General features: G+C 59.1%; 17 protein-coding genes. 15 read left to right on the top strand and 2 right to left on the bottom strand.

Going from position 1 to position 17,843, the window contains the following annotated elements; all coding sequences use genetic code 11:
• Window positions 1-128: 128 nt before the first annotated feature.
• Window positions 129-1,229 (top strand): helix-turn-helix domain-containing protein, encoded by a 1,101-nt coding sequence (locus AC4CWF_RS22255; protein ID WP_491285604.1) that lies wholly within the window; start codon window positions 129-131, stop codon window positions 1,227-1,229.
• 241 nt (window positions 1,230-1,470) lie between these two features.
• Window positions 1,471-1,680: a hypothetical protein gene (locus AC4CWF_RS22250; protein ID WP_491285603.1), complete on the top strand. Its 210-nt coding sequence runs from the start codon at window positions 1,471-1,473 to the stop codon at window positions 1,678-1,680.
• Between the two features lie 73 nt (window positions 1,681-1,753).
• On the opposite strand, the gene AC4CWF_RS22245 is transcribed toward AC4CWF_RS22250, so the two are convergent.
• A complete protein-coding gene (locus AC4CWF_RS22245; RefSeq protein ID WP_491285601.1) occupies window positions 1,754-2,254 on the bottom strand; it encodes a cupin domain-containing protein in 501 nt (166 codons plus the stop codon).
• A gap of 290 nt (window positions 2,255-2,544) precedes the next feature.
• Between AC4CWF_RS22245 and AC4CWF_RS22240 the strand changes: the two genes are divergently transcribed.
• The 13 genes from AC4CWF_RS22240 (at window position 2,545) to AC4CWF_RS22180 (ending at window position 16,469) form a co-directional block, all read left to right on the top strand.
• A complete protein-coding gene (locus tag AC4CWF_RS22240) occupies window positions 2,545-2,865 on the top strand; it encodes a hypothetical protein (protein WP_491285599.1) in 321 nt (106 codons plus the stop codon).
• Between the two features lie 156 nt (window positions 2,866-3,021).
• Window positions 3,022-4,068 carry a cytochrome-c peroxidase gene (locus AC4CWF_RS22235; RefSeq protein WP_491285597.1) on the top strand — a complete coding sequence of 349 codons (1,047 nt, stop codon included), beginning with the start codon at window positions 3,022-3,024 and terminating at the stop codon, window positions 4,066-4,068.
• Window positions 4,022-6,556 carry a two-component system VirA-like sensor kinase gene (locus tag AC4CWF_RS22230; protein WP_491285595.1) on the top strand — a complete coding sequence of 845 codons (2,535 nt, stop codon included), beginning with the start codon at window positions 4,022-4,024 and terminating at the stop codon, window positions 6,554-6,556. Before AC4CWF_RS22235 ends, AC4CWF_RS22230 begins: the two co-directional genes overlap by 47 nt.
• A 310-nt stretch (window positions 6,557-6,866) precedes the next feature.
• Window positions 6,867-8,420: a GMC family oxidoreductase gene (locus tag AC4CWF_RS22225; protein ID WP_491285593.1), complete on the top strand. Its 1,554-nt coding sequence runs from the start codon at window positions 6,867-6,869 to the stop codon at window positions 8,418-8,420.
• Between the two features lie 180 nt (window positions 8,421-8,600).
• Complete coding sequence (locus AC4CWF_RS22220) at window positions 8,601-9,839, top strand: cytochrome P450 (protein ID WP_491285589.1); 1,239 nt, start codon at window positions 8,601-8,603, stop codon at window positions 9,837-9,839.
• A 122-nt stretch (window positions 9,840-9,961) separates the two neighbouring features.
• Window positions 9,962-11,176 carry a cytochrome P450 gene (locus tag AC4CWF_RS22215; protein ID WP_491285587.1) on the top strand — a complete coding sequence of 405 codons (1,215 nt, stop codon included), beginning with the start codon at window positions 9,962-9,964 and terminating at the stop codon, window positions 11,174-11,176.
• A gap of 469 nt (window positions 11,177-11,645) precedes the next feature.
• On the top strand, window positions 11,646-11,837 hold the full coding sequence (locus tag AC4CWF_RS22210; RefSeq protein WP_491285585.1) for a hypothetical protein: 192 nt from the start codon (window positions 11,646-11,648) through the stop codon (window positions 11,835-11,837).
• Window positions 11,834-12,550 carry a response regulator gene (locus AC4CWF_RS22205; protein ID WP_491285583.1) on the top strand — a complete coding sequence of 239 codons (717 nt, stop codon included), beginning with the start codon at window positions 11,834-11,836 and terminating at the stop codon, window positions 12,548-12,550. The genes AC4CWF_RS22210 and AC4CWF_RS22205 overlap by 4 nt, the downstream gene beginning before the upstream one ends.
• Before the next feature lie 190 nt (window positions 12,551-12,740).
• Window positions 12,741-13,601: a DODA-type extradiol aromatic ring-opening family dioxygenase gene (locus tag AC4CWF_RS22200; protein ID WP_491285581.1), complete on the top strand. Its 861-nt coding sequence runs from the start codon at window positions 12,741-12,743 to the stop codon at window positions 13,599-13,601.
• A complete protein-coding gene (locus AC4CWF_RS22195) occupies window positions 13,598-13,969 on the top strand; it encodes a hypothetical protein (RefSeq protein ID WP_491285579.1) in 372 nt (123 codons plus the stop codon). Before AC4CWF_RS22200 ends, AC4CWF_RS22195 begins: the two co-directional genes overlap by 4 nt.
• A gap of 83 nt (window positions 13,970-14,052) precedes the next feature.
• Window positions 14,053-14,313: a hypothetical protein gene (locus tag AC4CWF_RS22190; protein WP_491285577.1), complete on the top strand. Its 261-nt coding sequence runs from the start codon at window positions 14,053-14,055 to the stop codon at window positions 14,311-14,313.
• Window positions 14,314-14,690: 377 nt separating this feature from the next.
• Window positions 14,691-15,668, top strand: coding sequence for an alpha/beta fold hydrolase (locus AC4CWF_RS22185; protein ID WP_491285575.1), 978 nt, complete (start codon window positions 14,691-14,693; stop codon window positions 15,666-15,668).
• 288 nt (window positions 15,669-15,956) lie between these two features.
• The gene (locus AC4CWF_RS22180; RefSeq protein WP_491285573.1) at window positions 15,957-16,469 is read left to right on the top strand and encodes a helix-turn-helix transcriptional regulator; all 513 of its coding nucleotides are present in this window, start codon (window positions 15,957-15,959) and stop codon (window positions 16,467-16,469) included.
• 398 nt (window positions 16,470-16,867) lie between these two features.
• On the opposite strand, the gene AC4CWF_RS22175 is transcribed toward AC4CWF_RS22180, so the two are convergent.
• Window positions 16,868-17,743, bottom strand: a complete 876-nt coding sequence (locus AC4CWF_RS22175; RefSeq protein WP_491285571.1) for a LysR family transcriptional regulator — start codon at window positions 17,741-17,743, stop codon at window positions 16,868-16,870.
• Between the last annotated feature and the right edge of the window lie 100 nt (window positions 17,744-17,843).

Raw genomic sequence — 17,843 nt, 5'->3', positions numbered from 1 at the left:
TAGACGCCTTCACCTCCGGCGCAGTGGTTTGTAGGCCTCTGTCCTGGAGGTGTATTGGTGCGCGTATTTTCCGCTTCTTGCAAATTTTCTAGTTTTCACTACGTTTCTCCCCATAGAAGTGGGTTGAAATGATGAAAGATATTCTGACGACGGCAAAAGCCGCGGAACTGCTTGGCGTTTCGGTGCGCACGGCGCAGCTATGGGTCGAGAGCGGGCAACTTCCCTCCTGGAAAACGCCGGGTGGGCATCGTCGCATCCCGCGCCAGGCCGTGCTGGATCTGATCGAGGATTCCACGCAGGAACCTGTTGATCTTTCAGCCCATGCCGTGATCTTTGCAGGCAAAGGTAGGGGCGCTGCGTGGACCCGGGCTGGTCTTCCCGGCTCCGGCCTGTTGATCGACGTTGCAGAAGATTTTGACACGCTGCAAAAGCTGCTCGAACCTGCCCCGCCGACCTTGCTCATCGTCGAACACGCCGAAGACGGGGAGCGCAAGAAATTTGCGACTACGCTCGGCAACGATGCCCGCTACAGGCAAACCGTCATTTTCACGATGACCGACAAGGGCGCGGCGTCGCCGGTCGGCCGCAGCGCCAAACGCATCCACTTGCAGATGTTGCCGGATGTGTCGGCTGCGAGCGCCATGGTGATGGATTACCTGCGCTCCAGCCTGCAGGACAAGACCGATCTTGCGGCCTTCGATCTGCCGTGGAACGAAAAGGCCCGGCTTGATGCCGTCAAAAGATCAGCGCTCCTCGGCTCCGGTGCGGACGGTCGGTTTGACCGCCTCGTGCGCCTGGCCGCCTATGCCCTGCGGGCGCCGATCGCGATGTTCACGCTGATCACGCAGGACCAGCAATGGTTCAAGTCCCGGGTGGGTTTCGATGGCGAGAGCACGTCACGAGATTGGGCCTTTTGCAACGAGACACTTGTTGCCAACGACTTCACCGTCATCGAAGATCTCACCCGAAGCGCAGCATTCCAGGAAAACCCGACCCTGAACGAGCCATTCGGTTTCCGGTTTTATGCGGGCGCGCCGGTGCGCGATCCGCTTGGATTTGCTCTTGGGTCCATCTGCGTCATTGATGTGGTGCCGCGATCGCTGGAGCGTGAGGAGCGCGATGCGCTTGCAACGATTGCCGAAGCCATCTCGAACCTGATCCGCCTGACGATGTTTGACGGCGGGCATGATCGCGCCCTGCCTCCCGCCATAGAGCTTTCGTCGGTTTAAAGTCGCTCCCAATCCTCATCCCATCCGCCGGCACCTGCGCTTAAAAGCGTTTCGGTGCCGGATTTTTTTGGTGCTGCCTTCACCGGGGCGGTGCTGAACATGTGCGCGCAGTCAAAGGTCATCGTCCGGCCCTATGCCTTGTCTCCGTTTTATCTGCAACGGAGTGCCGCAGCTTTGAAATCCGAGAGCGATTTGAACGCGATAGCAGAGGGAAGTCACCCATAAGCCCAAGGTTTTCAATATGACATTTACCCCTGCGCCTGCACTTGCCGACATTCCTTTGCCCGCTTCATTTCGCCAACGTCTGTTCGGCCATCTCATCCACACGTCGGCCATCGGTGCGGCGGTGATGTATTTCGCCTTTGGAGCCATCGCCGCCCACGCAGCCGAGATCGGCACAACGTTTGAACAGCCGTGCCCATTTGGCGTTTGCAAGGTTGGCGAGCCGTAAACGGACCCTGCTTTTATCCGGAAAGGCAGCAACCTGATCTGTTGCTGCCTTTCCGACACCGAGCAACGGGTCTTTAGGCTTGTGGCCGCGGTGACAGGACGGAATAGATGTCATCAAAAGGCGGAGGTCCGACAATCGTCGAGCCATCACTTTCGGCTGTCTCTGAAATCGCGGCCAGATCCCCGCCTTTCATCAAGCCGATGCGCCTGAAGGTTTTCTCCATATTGCCGGGAGTGAAAACGATCAGAAACCGCGCACTGTTTTCCGAGATATTGCACCACGCGTGCGGCGTCCCCCTCTTGACGGTCGCCACGTCACCCGCCGACAAGTTCAGCCTCTGGTCACCGTTGACAAGATAAAGGCTGCCTTCGAGAACGATGAAGCATTCTTCTTCGTTGGCGTGAACATGCATCGGCACGCCGTTACGAGGATCGGCAATGATCTCCAGGGTCATATAGATGCCATCCGTCTCTGTGGCGGATGTCCGGAGCTTGAATCTTTCGCCGGGTGTAATCTCCAGCCATTCGCTCGAAGCCCTTTGGTCGAAGGGATTTTTCGCCTTTACCATATTCATTCAAAATTTCCTCTTGCACTCCCTGACACTGCGTCAGGCCACATCTCGTCTGAAGGGCTGGTGCTGCAACGCCGTTTCAAATGCCGGCAAATTTCGTTGCAATCGAAATTTGTCTGGTGGCAGCAAGGGATGTGACAGCACGGCATCGCCGCGTGGAGCGGCGATGCACGACGTCTCCCGATCCTGTTTCAAACGCAATCGTTCTCGGGCCTTGCGCAATTTGGGGGAAACATCGGCGCGGCACCATGATCGGTATCCAATAGGTGCGATGACGACAGGGGGCGAAAACGATGGATTGCGAAGACGAGGTCTCCATGAAGGGTTTGTGGCGCGCGGGTGAAAGGCTGCAACCTGAAGGCGTTGTCGTGTCTCTCTATGCGCACCGGTTATGGCGATCCGCCCATCATCCACTATGCGACGATGCTGCTGCCTATGAGTATGCCCCTGTCGCTGGCGAGGGGGAGATGCCGGCGGCTGCGCAACCCGCGCCGATCAAGGAGCCGGGCTTCTGGCTGCCGGCCTTCATCGCCTTGATTTCGTGCGGCTCGATCATCGGCATCTATTGGGGTCTGCTGGCCATGATCAAGGCAGTCGTTCGCTTTCCCGCGTGATTTCCTCGCGACTGCCGGGGATCGTGGATTTGACAAGGCGAGTTTAAAAATGATAAATATGATATTTATGATAAATAGATCACGGTGGCGAGTTACCCTGAGGGTGTAAGCGCCTCCATCCCTAACCGGGAACAGGCTTTCGGAGAGCGGCACCTGATGAGCACGAGGCGATGCGCGGTAGCAGCGATTGGCTATAGTCTCGGCCTTGCCGCGTCAGTTCTGGCTGTTTCAGGGATTGTTGCTCTTGGCGGCACCGTGGCGGTGACGGCAGAGAACACACCTCTCAACACAGTTCAGCCGAATGCCTTGTCTCCGCTGCCGCCGCCGGCCAGCCTGAATGCCGGCAAGGTCCTGCTTGGCGAGCGGCTTTTTCATGATCCGGTTTTATCGGGCGAGGGCAGGCTTTCGTGCAGCACCTGCCACAACCTGAAGACGGGCGGTACGGTTCGGGTGCCCAGAACGATTGGTTATAAAGGCAAGGTTCATGCCTTCAACGCCCCCACCATCTTCAATGTCGGCACCAATTATCGGCTGGGATGGCGTGGACGTTTTACCTCGCTCAGCGTCCAGAACGAAGCGGTGCTGGATGATCCCAACCTTATGGCTGCCGATTGGAGCACTGTGCTGTCCCGCCTGACGCAGGACGAGACTTATCTATCCGCATTCAGGCAGCGATACGGAGCGCTGCCCAGCCGCGAGAACGTTCTGGATGCGCTGGTGACATTCCAGATGTCGCTTGCCACACCGAATGCGCCGTTCGACCGCTTCCTGAATGGCGATCAAGCAGCACTTGCTCCCGCCGCCAGGCACGGTCTCAAGCTGTTCATGGATTATGGCTGTGTCTCCTGCCATCAGGGGGCAAATGTCGGCGGCAACATGTTCCAGATTTTTGGTGTGTTTGGTCCGCCCGATGCAGAAGTTTTGCAGACACGGTCGGATCTCGACAAACGGCTGTCGGTCCCGGATGGGGATGCGGATGTGTTTCGCGTCCCCAGCCTGCGCAATGTCGAAGTAACCGCCCCCTATTTTCACGACGGAAGTGTTGCGACGCTTCGCGAGGCGATTGCGGTGATGGGCAGAAGCCAGCTCGGCCGCCAGCTCTCGCAGAACGATATTGCCGATCTCGAAGCCTTCCTGAAAAGTCTGACCGGGGAATATGATGGGAAACGTCTTACGACGGTTGTCACTCAACCGGCTCACTGAAACGCTGCCGCTGTCGATCCTGATCGTCACTGTTATCGTGGTGGCTGTGGTGGCTGCGGGCAAGCATCCGGATAGATCGGTTCACGAAGCGATCATGATGAACCTGCGAGCGGTCGATGTGAACCACGCTGCCTTGCAGCGAGACGTGCTGAGGGCAAGGGCAGGGCTGTTGCCGTCCTATGACGGCCTCGTGACGTCAGTCGTCAATCTTCGACGTGCCGTCGATGGCTTGCGGGACCTGTTCGGTAGCCCCCAGTTCGCCGCCGAAGAGAAGCTCAACAGCCTCGTCTCCGATCTCACGCTGGATATCGATCGTGACGAGATCCAGGTGGAAGGTTTCAAGACGCGCAATGCCCTGCTGCAAAACTCGCTCGGGGTTTTTGGCCAGACACTGACATCGCTCAACGAGACCGAGGATAAAGGTGTAGCCTGGGTTCTGGCGCGCGTCGGCGACCTCAGCAACCTGATGATGCGGTTTTCGACCAGCCACAACGACGACCTCAAGCAACGGATCGTCTACAAGCTTGCACAACTCGAACGATATGACACGCAGGCCCCGCGGTTGGAAAATTTCGCCACAGTCATCGTGCACGCGAAGATGATATTGGCCGTCATGCCAAGGGTCGACGCGAAGATTGCCGCAATCCAGGCGTCAGCGACGCCGATCCGGGCCGGTGAGCTGCAGACCGAATATTTGAGAATTGCAGCCGATGCTGCCTCCCTTGCCCATATCAGCCGCATCGTCCTCGGCATCACGGCAGCACTGCTTTCCCTCTACATCTGCATCCTGATCTATCGCCTGCGCGAACAGACGCGGCAATTGAAGCGAAGGCTGCATTACGAGCAGGTGGTGGCAGACATCAAGGCGGATCTCATCCAATCCGGGCACGACAATTTCCCGATCTTCATGGGCAAAGCCCTGCAGACCATGTCCTGCTTCTTCGGCGCCCGATGCAGCGGCTACGTCGTTTATGATCCTGATCGGGGGGAGGTGAAGGACGCCTATCAGTTCGAAGATGGGCTGCAAATACACCAACACCTGATGGCATTTGCTGAGGATCTGGATCGTGACAGGGAGATGCCATCGATCCGCCTGCAGAACAAGTCGGGCTGCTGCCCGGTGATCCGTCTCTGCAATATGATGCAGGCAGACGGTATGTCTCGCAGCCTGCTGGTTGGCGCCGGATTGCCAGACAAGGATGTCGCCGCTCTTGTCTTTCTGTTCGCACGCGGAAAGCCCCGTTTGACCCTCGACGAAAGGCAATTGTTTCACTCCACGCTGAAGACATTCATGGAGTTTACCGATGCCGATAAAAGCCGGCAGGAAAAGCAGGGGCTTGAACATCGGCTGGAACATGCCCAGCGCCTCGAGGCCATCGGAACCCTGGCCGGTGGCATCGCGCACGAGTTCAACAATGTGCTTGGTGCGATCCTCGGTTATGGCGAAATGGCGGTCCAAATGCTTCGAAAGCCATCGCCGACGCGCCATTATGTCGAGGAAATTCTGAAGAGCGGCGCGCGCGCCAAACATATCGTCGACCAGATCCTGACCTTCAGCCGCAAGCGCGAACGGATCGTCAAGCCGTTTGATGTCGCGGATGCCGTTGCCGACATCCTCCCGCTGCTGCAGGTCACACTCGGCAACCATGTCATCATTCATTCCACGCTTTGCAAAGAGCCGGCGGTCATTGAGGGCAATCCGGTCGAGGTGCATCAGCTGGCGATGAACCTGTGCAAGAACGCAAGCCAGGCTTCGGCACGGGGAAAAACGGTGACCATCGATGTTCAGCCCGTCCAGGTGCAGCGCAGGCGGGTCCTGACGCATGGCGATATTTCGCCCGGATCCTACGTGCGTCTGGCGGTGACCGACGAAGGGCCCGGCATCGCGCCTCACGTCATGCCCCATATCTTCGAACCGTTCTTTACCACGAATGCGCAGTCCGGCGGTTCGGGGCTCGGCCTCTCGGCCGTGCATGGCATCGTTTCTTCGCTCTGCGGCGGCATTCATGTCAGAGCCACGGCTGGCGTGGGAACCACGTTCGAACTTTTCCTTCCGGCGAGCAGTCTCGCGCCCTTGCCGATCGACAGTTTCTTCAACGAACGCGCCGTGCCCACAGGCAATGGCGAATGCATCATGATTGTCGAGAACGACAAGACTTTGCGCGATCTTTACGAGGAAAAGACAGCGGCGCTCGGCTACGAGCCGATCGGCTGCGGAAGCATCGGATGCCTTCAGGAGCTGCTCGGCTCGGGGATTGCCGCCGACATGGTGATCCTCAATCAGACGTGCCTCACATCTACAGCCGACCTGACCGTGGTGGAGACGGCGTTTACCTCCGGCAAGATACTTCTTCTCACGGATCGGACGTCTGAACTGCGCCCTGGGTTGCAGCCGTCACAGGCTCGGGTGTTGAGAACGCCGTTCAGTTCGGCTGCGCTGGCGAACGCAATTTTCGACACGCTGGCGCGATCCGTAGAGGCCGCCTAAGTTTTATTCCGCGCGCGGTGCCGCCACAGGGCCCGGCAGTTGACAATGCCGCTGTGTCCATCGGGGACCTGTACCCTTCCGCCACTCAATGCTTCCCTTCCGACTTTCCGGTGCAATCACCGCGGGCGCGCGCTTTCGTTGCCTGCGTCACAATAAGATCACGCTCAAGTTACATTTGAAAAATGATAAATTTGATAAAAACATTGAAAATCGAAACCTAGGGCAGTAAGCAAGATCACCCAACACAGTCGTCAACGAGGTGATCCCCATGCTCCCCAATGCCCAAGAACCAGAGAACTGCGAAGAAGACATGCCCTCAGGCCACGACGCCGAGGCCTTCGATTTTATCGTTTGCGGCGCAGGCTCCAGCGGCTCGGTTGTTGCTGCACGCCTTGCCGAATGTGGCGGCCCAAGCGTCCTGCTTCTGGAAGCCGGCGGCGATGATCGTGCCGACAGCGTGCGCGAGCCGGCCCAGTGGCCGCTTAATCTCGGTTCGTCACGCGACTGGGGTTTTGTCGGCCAGCCGACCCCTGGCCTTGAAGGGCGCCAGCTTCCCTTGAGCATGGGCAAGGGGCTCGGCGGCGGATCGAGCATCAATGTCATGGTCTGGTCGCGAGGCCATAAGGAGGACTGGAACCACTTCGCCGCAGAATCTGGTGATGACGCCTGGGGTTACGAATCCGCCCTCAGCTATTACCGCCGCATCGAAGACTGGCGCGGCGCGCCCGATCCGGTGCGTCGTGGTACCGGCGGCCCTGCCTATGTGGCGCAACCCGATGCTCCGCAGCCAGTTGCCCATGCCCTCCTGCAATCTGCCGAGGCGCTCGGAATTCCTGTCTTCGACACACCGAACGGGGCGATGATGGAGAGCGAGGGAGGCGCGTCGATCGCGGAGCTGCGTATCCGGGACGGCAAGCGTCAATCCGTCTACCAGTCCTATGTCGCGCCGCATTCGGCCAAGAAAAACCTGACGATCATGACCGGGGCACTGGTGTCGCGCCTGCTGTTTGACGGTAAGAGGGTGGTTGGTGTCGAGGCGATCGTTAACGGCCAGCGTCGGCGCTTCAAGGCGCATTACGAAACGATATTGTCGCTGGGTGCCGTGAACACGCCAAAGGTCCTGATGCAATCCGGTATCGGACCGCAGGACGAACTGTCGGCCCATGGCATTCCTGTTGTTCAGCATCTGCCGGGCGTCGGGCAAAATCATCAGGACCATATCGCGTTTGGATGTACCTGGGCCTATCGCAAGCCCGAGGGTGTCGGCGGTGGGGGGTGCGAGGCAACGCTCTACTGGAAGAGCGATTCCCGCCTGACGCAGCCTGATCTCCTGCAATGCCAGCTGGAGTTTCCCGTGCCGTCCCCGACGGAAACGGGACTGGAAACCCCGGAACACGGCTGGACCATGTTTGCCGGGCTGGCGCAGCCGAAAAGTCGCGGCTGGCTGCGGCTCTCCGGTGCCGGCGTGAACGATCCCATGCTGATCGAACCCAATTCCCTCAGTGAACCGGAGGACATGGCCGCGGCAATGTCTGCAGTCGAACTCTGCCGGGAGCTTGGAAATGGTGCCGCCTTTCAGCCGCTGGTGAAGGGCGAGACAGCTCCGGGCGCTCGCGACCGGAAAGGCCTCGTCGACTTCATCCGCCGCTCGGCGGTCACCTACTGGCACCAGTCCTGCACGGCCAAAATGGGCCGCGACAGCATGTCGGTGGTTGACCATCAGTTGAAAGTCTACGGCATCAAGGGTCTGCGCATCGCGGATGCCTCGATCATGCCGCGCATCATGACCGGCAACATCATGGCACCGTGCGTGGTCATCGGCGAAAGGGCAGCGGATCTCATCCGCACCCAGCACGAGCTGTAAGACACACGAACTGTAAGGCTGTTGGAGGTCGGCGCGCCCGCGCGCCGACCCACCATGTGTCGCTCACTGAAGGTTTCGGCTGCGTTGCCTCGGTAAGTCCCGCCCGCCCAATGCCCGCCGGTCCTGACGTCCCCCATTCACATTCATCGATCTCGCGATCTCAAAAGGCAGTAAAACATCATGTTGGATACTACCCGCACCGTTCCTGTCGTCGCATCGTCCGATCTGGAAACGGACATTCATGGCACCTTTGCCAGATACCGCCCGGCCTATCCGTTTATTGCGCTCGATACCGGCGGCTACGTGATCCTGCGGCATGACGATGTCAGCCGTCTCCTGCTGGACCCGAGGTTGCAGGCAACGGGAACGGCCATGCCCGCCCAAGCCGGGATCAGCGAAGGCGCCCTGTTTGACATCTTCGAACATGGCATGCTGACGGCCAATGCCGATGCGCACACCCGTCGGCGTTCTGGGCTATCAAGAACGCTTTCACACCAGGTGTCGGAAGAGTTTCGCCAGCATGTCCGTCGCGCGGCGGCAGCGTTGATCGATGAATGTGACGACAGCGCGAGCCTCGATCTCGCCGCCGGTTATGCGGCAAAGCTTCCAGTCCTTGCCCTTGCCGGCCTTCTTGGCGTTCCCGATCCGGATGTGACCACGTTCATGCAGGATATCCACGCCATGAACGAGTTCTTTCGACCGGATCCCACCGAGCATGCCATCACGGAAGCCGAGCAGGCGGCACTTCGGCTGCGCAGCTATCTCGATGACCTGCTGCGAGAGGCCGAAACCGATCCGTCGGAGAGTTTCCTATCCCGGTATCTCACGCTTTCGCAGGACGATGCCGTGACGCGGCTGGAACTGCTGGTCCAGATTGTCCAACTGATCATCGGAGGCACGGAGTCGGTTCGAACCGGGCTCGTCGCACAAGCCGTTCACCTGCTGTCGGAGCCGGAGCAATGGCAAGCGGTCTGCGACGACCTCACGCTGGTGCCGAACGCTGTTGCAGAAGGCCTGCGTTTCGAGCCGGGTATAGCAGGTGTCGTGCGGGTGTCCGTCGAGGAGATCGAGATCGACGGTTGGGTTCTGCCGGCCGGGCAGCTGGTGCTGCTGTCGTTCATTTCCGCCCTGCGGGACGAGCGTGTTTTTGATCAGCCTGATGCCTTCGATATCTCACGGCCCAACCTGAAATTGGCACGGCTGGCCTTCGGGGGCGGAGCCCACAAATGTGTTGCCGATGCACTGGGGCGCGCCGAGCTGGAAGAGGGGCTTTCTGCGCTTGTGGAACGGCTACCAGGCCTTCGGCTCGAGGGAAGGCCGGCGTTTCAGGGGCACATGTTTGTGCGCAAGACGACGGAGTGCCGGGTCAGTTGGCAGCGTCAATACGCGATCCGATGCGCTTCTCCTGCAATCCGTTGAAAAATACCGCCTGAAACCGTGGCTCGTCCTACAGATGAAACCACAATGCCCGATCCTGAAAACATCGGGCATTGTGAAGGGTCGAGAACGGGGTCAGTCAACAAAAGAGGCCTCCGTTCCCGATGTCACTCTCGTCCCAGATCACCGTCTCTCCACCCGTTCTGAGTTTTGCCGCTCTCAATTCGGCACCGCACGAATTCTTCAAGGAATTGCGGCCTGTTTGTCCCTTCGTGCAGCGGGAGGACGGTGCCTTCCTCGTTCTGCGCGCCCATGATGTCGAAAAGCTGGTGAGCGATCCCCGCACACGGCAGATCGAGACCGAGCTTTTGAGGGCACGGGGCATTGCGGACGGCCCCGTCATGGAACTGGTGTCCAACAGCCTGCTATTTTCGAACGGCGATGCGCACCACCGCCGTCGTCGGCCGCTTTCCCGCAGCTTTGCGTTTCGGATGATGGAGGGACTTCGCCCCAATGTCCGACTTTTGGCCGAGGAACTCGTCGCCTCCAAGCGTAGCGCTGGCGAAATGCGTCTGCGCGATGATTATGCCGCCGTTATTCCCGCCGTCACGATTGCCGCGATCCTTGGCATTCCGCGCGATGATGTTCCTCTCTTCACCTCCATGGCCTACCGGGTATCGAAGATCCTGACGACGTCCTGGACGCAGGATGACCTGCCCGACATCGAAGCGGCCACACGCGATCTCTCCGCCTATGTCTCCGCGTTGATCGATGATCGCCGCAAGTGGCCACAGGGTGATTTTCTCTCGGACTATGTCGCAAGCGTCGATCAGGCCGCCGAGATGTCGCCCGTCGAGGCTGTCATGCAGATCGTCTCGGTCGTGCTGGGCGGCTCCGATACAACGCGGGCGGCGATCGTCATCATGGTCGGGCTGCTTCTCGAGCGGCAGGATGGGCTGTGGAAGGCTTTGCGGTATCGACCGGCGATGGTGGCGGCTGCGGTCTCGGAAGCATTGCGGTTCGAGCCGGCCGTCGCATCGATCCCGCGCCTTGCAATCGAAGACATCAGCCTCGACGGACATGTGATCCCGAGGGGTAGTCCGGTCCTGTTGTCCACCATGTCCGGTCTTCGCGATCCTGCTGTCTTCATCGATCCCGATCGGTTCAACCTCACGCGGCCTCTCGGCAAATGGCACCCGGTTTTCGGCGGTGGAGAACACAGGTGTCTGGGCGAAGCGCTGGCGCGGATCGAGATGGAAGAGGCCCTTCATGCGCTCCTCAATGCACATCTCGACTTCGATATTGGTGAGCAGAGCCTGTGCATCCACGGACATGCGGGCATCCGTCAGGTGGACGATCTTGTTGTCCGCTGGCGTTAGACCGCCCGCAGAGGAGACGCCAGCGCCCTGATCAGAGGACGCCAAGCGCCCGCGAGTGCGCAGGGCACCTCCCCATCCATCTTTCTCGAATGACGGAGGTCATGCATGTTTCTGTCACTGACTGTGGCCTGCCGTTTTCCAGGCCTGATCTGTGAAAGAGCAAGAGGGATCGATTACCGACGGACAGCTCTCGTCCTTCTGGAGGCCTTCGGATCTGCGGCGGCTGCATCCATTTACGGAGTACCTTCCTATCCCCGCCCGGACCATCTCCTTGAGGTGGAGCCAGAAAATGTGAGGGAAGAGGCTTGCAAGGACCGACCAGCGGTCGAACGCACCAATACCCGCCGCCATAAGAGATAGTTCACGAATGATAAGTACGCAAAAATGATTAAATTGATATAAATGATATTGCGGTAACGCCTGCTTACGCTTATTGTGAGCCTTCCTCAGAAAACGAAGGAATGGCGTGATGAGCGATATGCTCGAGGAGCCGGCTTGCAGACGCTGCATCAATTCGCAGCCCATCGGGCAGCACGGTGACCGGATGAACAGGAGACGAAAACCCGGCAGTGAACGGTCCACGGTCTCCAAAGGCGGCGGACGTCTGGTTCACCTGAAGCCGGCGCTTTGCTTTGCCGGCCATCTCGGAGAGCCGTCGTGAAGCACGTTCTGGTCATTGATGATGATCTGGCCATCCGAAGTTTACTGACGGATTATCTGTCCCAACACGCCCTCCGTGTCACCGGGTTGAGTGGCAGCCAGGATCTGCAGAGGGTCCTCAGCACGGATGAGGTGGACCTGCTGATTGTGGATCTCAACCTGGGGCGAGAAGACGGTCTGGATATCGTTCGAAAGTTTTCCAGCACGTCGGATTGCCCGATCATCATCATCAGCGGTGACCGGCTGGAAGAGGCCGACAAGGTTGTCGGGCTGGAACTCGGCGCTGTGGATTATATCACTAAACCCTTCGGCACCCGGGAATTGCTGGCGCGCGTGCGCTCGTCCTTGCGGGAGCGTCCTGTCGTCGGCTCCAAAAAGGACAGGACCATCTACGAATTCAACGGCTGGGAACTGAACATCAAGCTGCGCAGGCTGACCCATGAGGGTGAGGAGGTTAAGCTGACCGCCGGCGAATTCAATCTGTTGACGGCATTCCTGCGGTCTCCACGCCAGATCCTGTCGCGAGAGCAACTGCTGTCTGCAAGCCGCGTCCACAATGAGGAGGTTTTCGATCGCAGCATCGATGTGCTGATCCTGCGGCTGCGCCGCAAGCTTGAGGTCCACCCCTCGAAACCCGGCCTGATCAAGACGGAAAGGGGCGCCGGTTACCTCTTCGATGCCGATGTGAAGGTGATCCATCGAAATAAGGGTTGAGCGCGGCGGCAACCGGTGACGGCGTGACTAGGGGCTTTCTGCGTCTCATCGGGGCGCCCGCTATTCGGTTGCAGCCTGGAAGACCATTTCAAACGCAATCCAATCAGCCCCGTTCGAAATACGCGCAAAAGACGCCGGCTCTACCTTGAGGCAATGGCTATCGGTCCTGCTGCCCTCTTGGAGATCCGCTTTGGCAAAACTTGTCGCGACACTCGCATCCACGCATCATCCCTTTTACCTCAAGACGACCACCGCCGCTCCCGAAGACCAGATGCCGCAAGCTGCGCAATGGAAGCGGAAGATCGAAGCCTACCGGGAAACGCTGACATGTGCCGAGCCGGATATAATGGTGATGATCGGCTCGGATCACTTCCATCAGATCTTTCTGGATAACTATCCGCAGTTTCTGATCGGGAAGGCACCGGCCTATGATGCGACCTTCTATAACGAGGAACGCGAGTTCGGCCTACCCCGCTACAGGCTTCGCGGCGATGAAGAGATGTCGCGGTTCCTGCACCAATCCCTGCTGCACCAGAATTTCGATTTTGCGTTTTCCAACGAACTGAAAATCGATCATTCGATCGTCTGCCCGATCATCACCTTGCGCCCGCAAAACGATCTGCCGATTGTGCCGATCTACACCAATATTTTCGCGCCGCCGCTGCATACACCGCGCCGTTTCTTCGAACTCGGCCGCGCCATCCGCCAAGCAATCGAAGCCTATCCCTCCGACAAGAGGATTGCCGTTATCGGCACCGGTCATCTCTCGCTGGAACTGGGAGGCCCGCGACAATTCATGGAGACCGGGCCGGATCCCGCCTTCGACCATCAAGCCATCGCATGGCTGCGGACAGGGGATGCAGGCGCCATCCTGGACAGCGTGACCCATGACAGCCTGGAACGCAGCGGCAATGCCACCCATGGCTTCCTGAACTTCATACTGATGCTGGGTGTGGCCGGCCCCGGTGAGGCCGACTACGCCGACTATCTCGACCTCTTCCACACGATGGAGGCCTATTTTACCTGGTACCCCAAGGGTTTGGCGCAATGAGCAAATATTATGTGAACAAGTTCCTGTTCTCGGTCGATCGCGATCCCGAGCTTCTTCAGCGCTATATCGAAAACCCCGAGGCCTTCGTGTCGGCCTGGGAACAATCGATCGGCCCCAGGCTGTTGAACAGCGAGGTGGAGCTGTCTTCGGTGCATCACCTGACCGATGACGAGCGCAGGGCGCTTGTCGATCATGACTTCGTTGCGCTGTTCGAAATGGGCGCGCATTTCTTCCTCAACCTCACGATCTTTGTCGGCATCTACGACGAACCCTACGCGGCAAAACTAGGCCCGCTGACATTTCAACGCCTGTTTGCCGACAGACTGCAGCATTGGCGCGGCAGCGATTACCCCTCCGTCGAGACATAGATCTTGAAGAGTAGCGCCCTCCAGCCGGGTCCGTCCTCACAGACCAGGCCCTCTCCCATTTTTGTTTAACCGGTGATTGTATCATGACCGTATCACTTCATATTTTAGAACAGCCTGATGACGTCAGGAAATGCCCGCGCCTGTTGGCGCAGTGGACGTTTTTGGCCGCGTTGGCTTTCAGCATCGGGTCCGGATGCGCTTCACCGGGCGGCCCGCGCACCGGCCACGTGGAGGGCCACAATTTCAAGACCAGGATCGATTGTGCGCGGACAGGAAGCGCAGACACATTCGACAGGCGCTGCGACATTCCTGTTCTGGGTTATCGCGGCTTTAACGGCCTCTGAACACGTTTCCAGGCTCTTGCCCGAGCTGAGAAAGACGATTTTGCGCGCCCGTGATGTGCGCCAGCCATTCGTCTGGCTTGCGACACAGCTTGTATGCGCCTTGGCGTAAGGCAGTTGTTCTGCTGTCGGCGCCCCTTCATTTTTTCATCAACCGCTGTTGGGTAAGCTCGGCCAGATCCCTGTTTTGGTGTTGTCTATCGTCGCCATGCGCGCACACGCGCATCGCGCGAAACGGGTTCAGCAGATCTGCTTTGTCTTCATCCGCATTGGATGGATCGACGTGACAAGACAAATGTCCAAAAAATCAGCCTAGGCGACAAGATTGAGTGGGGCTCAGGTTCTAGGGTTTGTTCATCCAAACAGTGAGAACCAAGCCAATGGATGAAAAATACGAAATCCTGTTGTCCCGCAGGCAGGCCATGCTGGCGGGAGCCACTCTTTCGCTGGCAATGACGGTCCCGGTCTTTGCCTCGGAAACCTCAACCCAACTCCAAATGGAAGGAATGATACGAATGACCGAGAACTTCATTACCACCAAGGACGGCGTCGAGATCTTTTACAAGGACTGGGGTCCGAAGGATGCGCAGCCGATCGTTTTCCATCACGGCTGGCCGCTCTCCTCGGATGACTGGGATGCGCAGATGCTGTTCTTCGTCCTGAAGGGCTTCCGCGTTATCGCGCATGACCGCCGTGGACACGGTCGGTCGCAGCAGGTGAGCGACGGCCACGACATCGACCATTACGCCGCAGACGCCGCTGCCGTTTTCGAAAAGCTTGATCTGCGCAATGCGGTTCACATCGGTCACTCCACCGGTGGCGGCGAAGTCGCACGATATGTCGCCAATTTCGGCGAACCGCAGGGCCGTGTTGCCAAGGCCGTTCTGGTCAGCGCCATTCCGCCGATCATGCTGAAGACGGCCGCTTATCCCGGCGGTCTGCCGATCGAGGTGTTCGATGGTTTCCGCTCTGCGCTGGCGGCCAACCGCGCCCAGTTCTTCCGCGATGTGCCCGCCGGCCCGTTCTACGGTTTCAATCGTAAGGGTGCGACCGTGCATGAAGGCGTGATCCAGAATTGGTGGCGCCAGGGCATGATGGGCGGCGCCAAGGCGCATTACGACGGCATCAAGGCTTTTTCGGAAACCGACCAGACCGAGGATCTGAAAAAGATCACCGTGCCGACGCTCGTGATGCACGGCGCCGACGACCAGATCGTTCCGATCGCAGCGTCCGCAGAACTTTCGGTGAAGCTGCTCAAGAACGGAACGCTCAAGGTATACGAGGGCTTTTCGCATGGCATGCTGACCGTCAACGCCGATGTCCTCAATCCCGACCTCCTGGCTTTCGTGAAGAGCTGAGGCAAGAGCACGCCAAACAGGCCGCCGCGTCACCCGCGGCGGCCTTTTTTTGTTTGTTTTTCCCAGCAGATAACCGCTTCTCATGCTGCCGCGACCGTCCGTAAATCCTGTCCGGACAGGACACCCTATACGGATGTATGGGTGGCTAGCACTGCTGTCTGACGCCGATTGATGTATGTATAATTTCTTTCACCCACCGTTCGATGGAAGATTTGTTCCATCAGGTCACACCAGATGGGGGGCGTCATGTCAGCACTTTTCACTCCAGCCAATGAGAGCGGCCACCGAATGCCCCAAGGCATGGGGCCGGTTGCAGTTGAGCACGATCAGGTGACGAGATTGCTGGCGCATGCCATGTCTCTCGTCCAGCGCGATCAGGAAGGTGCGCTGGAATTTGTGCGGCGGGCCTCTGCGCTTGCAGGCCATGCCGACAGTCTCGGGGAAAATTCGCAACCATCGACCCGCGGCGGCCTGGCTCCCTGGCAGGTCGAACGTCTGAAGCGGCATATCGATAAAGCCTATCCGGATCGCATCAACATCGACGATCTCGCGCAGATGACGCGGCTCAGCAGCAGCTATTTCTCCGCTGCGTTCCGGGTGAGTTTCGGCACCTCTCCCCATGACTACATCTGCCGGCGTCGCCTTCATCAGGCCGAGCATTTAATGGCAACGACCGACATCCCGCTTTCCGAGATCGCCCTCGATTGCGGCTTTGCCGACCAATCTCACCTCTCCCGTGTCTTCCGGCGCCTGAAGGGCACAACACCGGCCGCATGGCGCCGTATCAAAAGGGTTTCCTGATCAACCTGTTCTGCCGATCTATAGGCGCGCGCAGACGCTCAGGGGCGCCCTTGCGGATCTCATCCCGAGCGGGTTCGGCAAATTTGAACGGCGTAGATAAGGGGAATTTCTACCGGACTTCGGCCTGGGTGCCGGGAGCAGGAGATACGATGACAAGACGACTGTGCCGGGAACCACACACCGGCTTTGTCCGGTCATCCCGAGCAACGGCGATTGGCTGCTCAGGGCCAGACGGGACCATGGCTTGGGGAGGACGTGAATGACCGTGATTAGGTCGGATCCGGCCGGTCGGCAATGCATCGTCATTTCGGCTGCAGCCTGCGTGCTGTGTACGGCTAGAAGGCGGACCTCTCTGCATCTCAGCCCAATGGCAAGCCCGGGCCACCGGGAGCTTTGATCTACCCGACGACCCGCTCCACGAAGTCTGCGAACGCCCGCGCCTTGGCGCTTGCAAGGCGCCCGGTGGGAAAGACCGCCCAGAGGTCAATGTTTGGAAGCTCCCAGTCTTCAAGCACGCGGATCACCTCGCCGCTCATGAGCTCCGGCCAGAACATCCAATCGGAGGTAACGGCAAGCCCCATGTCGGCCTTAACCGCGGCACGAATGCCTTCGGCAGCGGTGAACTGAACCCGTCCGGAGACGGCGACGGACGCTTCGGTTCCATCCTTGCGAAAAGTCCAGTTCCTGTCGAGTTGGGTATAAACCACCGCCTGATGGGCGGCGATATCTGCGGGCACCCGTGGTATGCCATGCCTTTCAAGATAGGCTGGGGTCGCCACCACGGACCGTCGACCGGTAGCAAGTCGGCGGGCTACGGCCGAAGAGTCGGCGAGATCACCCATGCGCAGCGCGATGTCGATGCCTTCGGACACGAGATCGATCACCCGATCGTCGAGAACGATATCCACGTCCAGATCGGGATGCATCGCCATGAACTCTGGCAGACGCGGAATGACCATGAGCCTCGCAAAGGTCGTGGCGGCGCATAGGCGAAGTCGGCCCGACAGCCCAGCGCCGGCCCCCTTGGCTTCCAGCTCCGCCTCGTCCGCTTCGTGGATCGCCGCTTTCGCTCGTTCATAGAAACGAACGCCGGCGTCGGTTGGCGAGAGGCCGTGCGTCGACCGGATGATCAGGCGAACCTGAAGTCGGTCCTCCAATTGCGCAATCATCTTCGAGATGGCGGGCTGGCCGACACCAATCTGGCGGGCGGCCTGTGAGAACGATCCCGTTTCCACAACCCGCACGAATGCGGTCATCGCCTGCAATCTGTCCATCGCTTATTCTCCGTTGGAATAAGCGTTATCGCCTGAAGACGTCTGCCGCAAGCATCCGGGAATGGTCATAACGTTCTCCAGCGAACAGGAACCGATGGAG

This window comes from Neorhizobium sp. PAMB6630 (genome assembly GCF_058242775.1).
Note: the sequence above shows the minus strand (reverse complement) of the source record. Positions and strands in the feature narration are given on the sequence as shown.

Bases quoted from the DNA above. Each gene is read 5' to 3' on its own strand.
- AC4CWF_RS22255 (WP_491285604.1), top strand. From the start codon at position 129: ATGATGAAAGATATTCTGACGACGGCAAAAGCCGCGGAACTGCTTGGC.
- AC4CWF_RS22250 (WP_491285603.1), top strand. From the start codon at position 1,471: ATGACATTTACCCCTGCGCCTGCACTTGCCGACATTCCTTTGCCCGCT.
- AC4CWF_RS22245 (WP_491285601.1), bottom strand. From the start codon at position 2,254: ATGAATATGGTAAAGGCGAAAAATCCCTTCGACCAAAGGGCTTCGAGC.
- AC4CWF_RS22240 (WP_491285599.1), top strand. From the start codon at position 2,545: ATGGATTGCGAAGACGAGGTCTCCATGAAGGGTTTGTGGCGCGCGGGT.
- AC4CWF_RS22235 (WP_491285597.1), top strand. From the start codon at position 3,022: ATGAGCACGAGGCGATGCGCGGTAGCAGCGATTGGCTATAGTCTCGGC.
- AC4CWF_RS22230 (WP_491285595.1), top strand. From the start codon at position 4,022: ATGATGGGAAACGTCTTACGACGGTTGTCACTCAACCGGCTCACTGAA.
- AC4CWF_RS22225 (WP_491285593.1), top strand. From the start codon at position 6,867: ATGCCCTCAGGCCACGACGCCGAGGCCTTCGATTTTATCGTTTGCGGC.
- AC4CWF_RS22220 (WP_491285589.1), top strand. From the start codon at position 8,601: ATGTTGGATACTACCCGCACCGTTCCTGTCGTCGCATCGTCCGATCTG.
- AC4CWF_RS22215 (WP_491285587.1), top strand. From the start codon at position 9,962: ATGTCACTCTCGTCCCAGATCACCGTCTCTCCACCCGTTCTGAGTTTT.
- AC4CWF_RS22210 (WP_491285585.1), top strand. From the start codon at position 11,646: ATGAGCGATATGCTCGAGGAGCCGGCTTGCAGACGCTGCATCAATTCG.
- AC4CWF_RS22195 (WP_491285579.1), top strand. From the start codon at position 13,598: ATGAGCAAATATTATGTGAACAAGTTCCTGTTCTCGGTCGATCGCGAT.
- AC4CWF_RS22190 (WP_491285577.1), top strand. From the start codon at position 14,053: ATGACCGTATCACTTCATATTTTAGAACAGCCTGATGACGTCAGGAAA.
- AC4CWF_RS22185 (WP_491285575.1), top strand. From the start codon at position 14,691: ATGGATGAAAAATACGAAATCCTGTTGTCCCGCAGGCAGGCCATGCTG.
- AC4CWF_RS22180 (WP_491285573.1), top strand. From the start codon at position 15,957: ATGCCCCAAGGCATGGGGCCGGTTGCAGTTGAGCACGATCAGGTGACG.
- AC4CWF_RS22175 (WP_491285571.1), bottom strand. From the start codon at position 17,743: ATGGACAGATTGCAGGCGATGACCGCATTCGTGCGGGTTGTGGAAACG.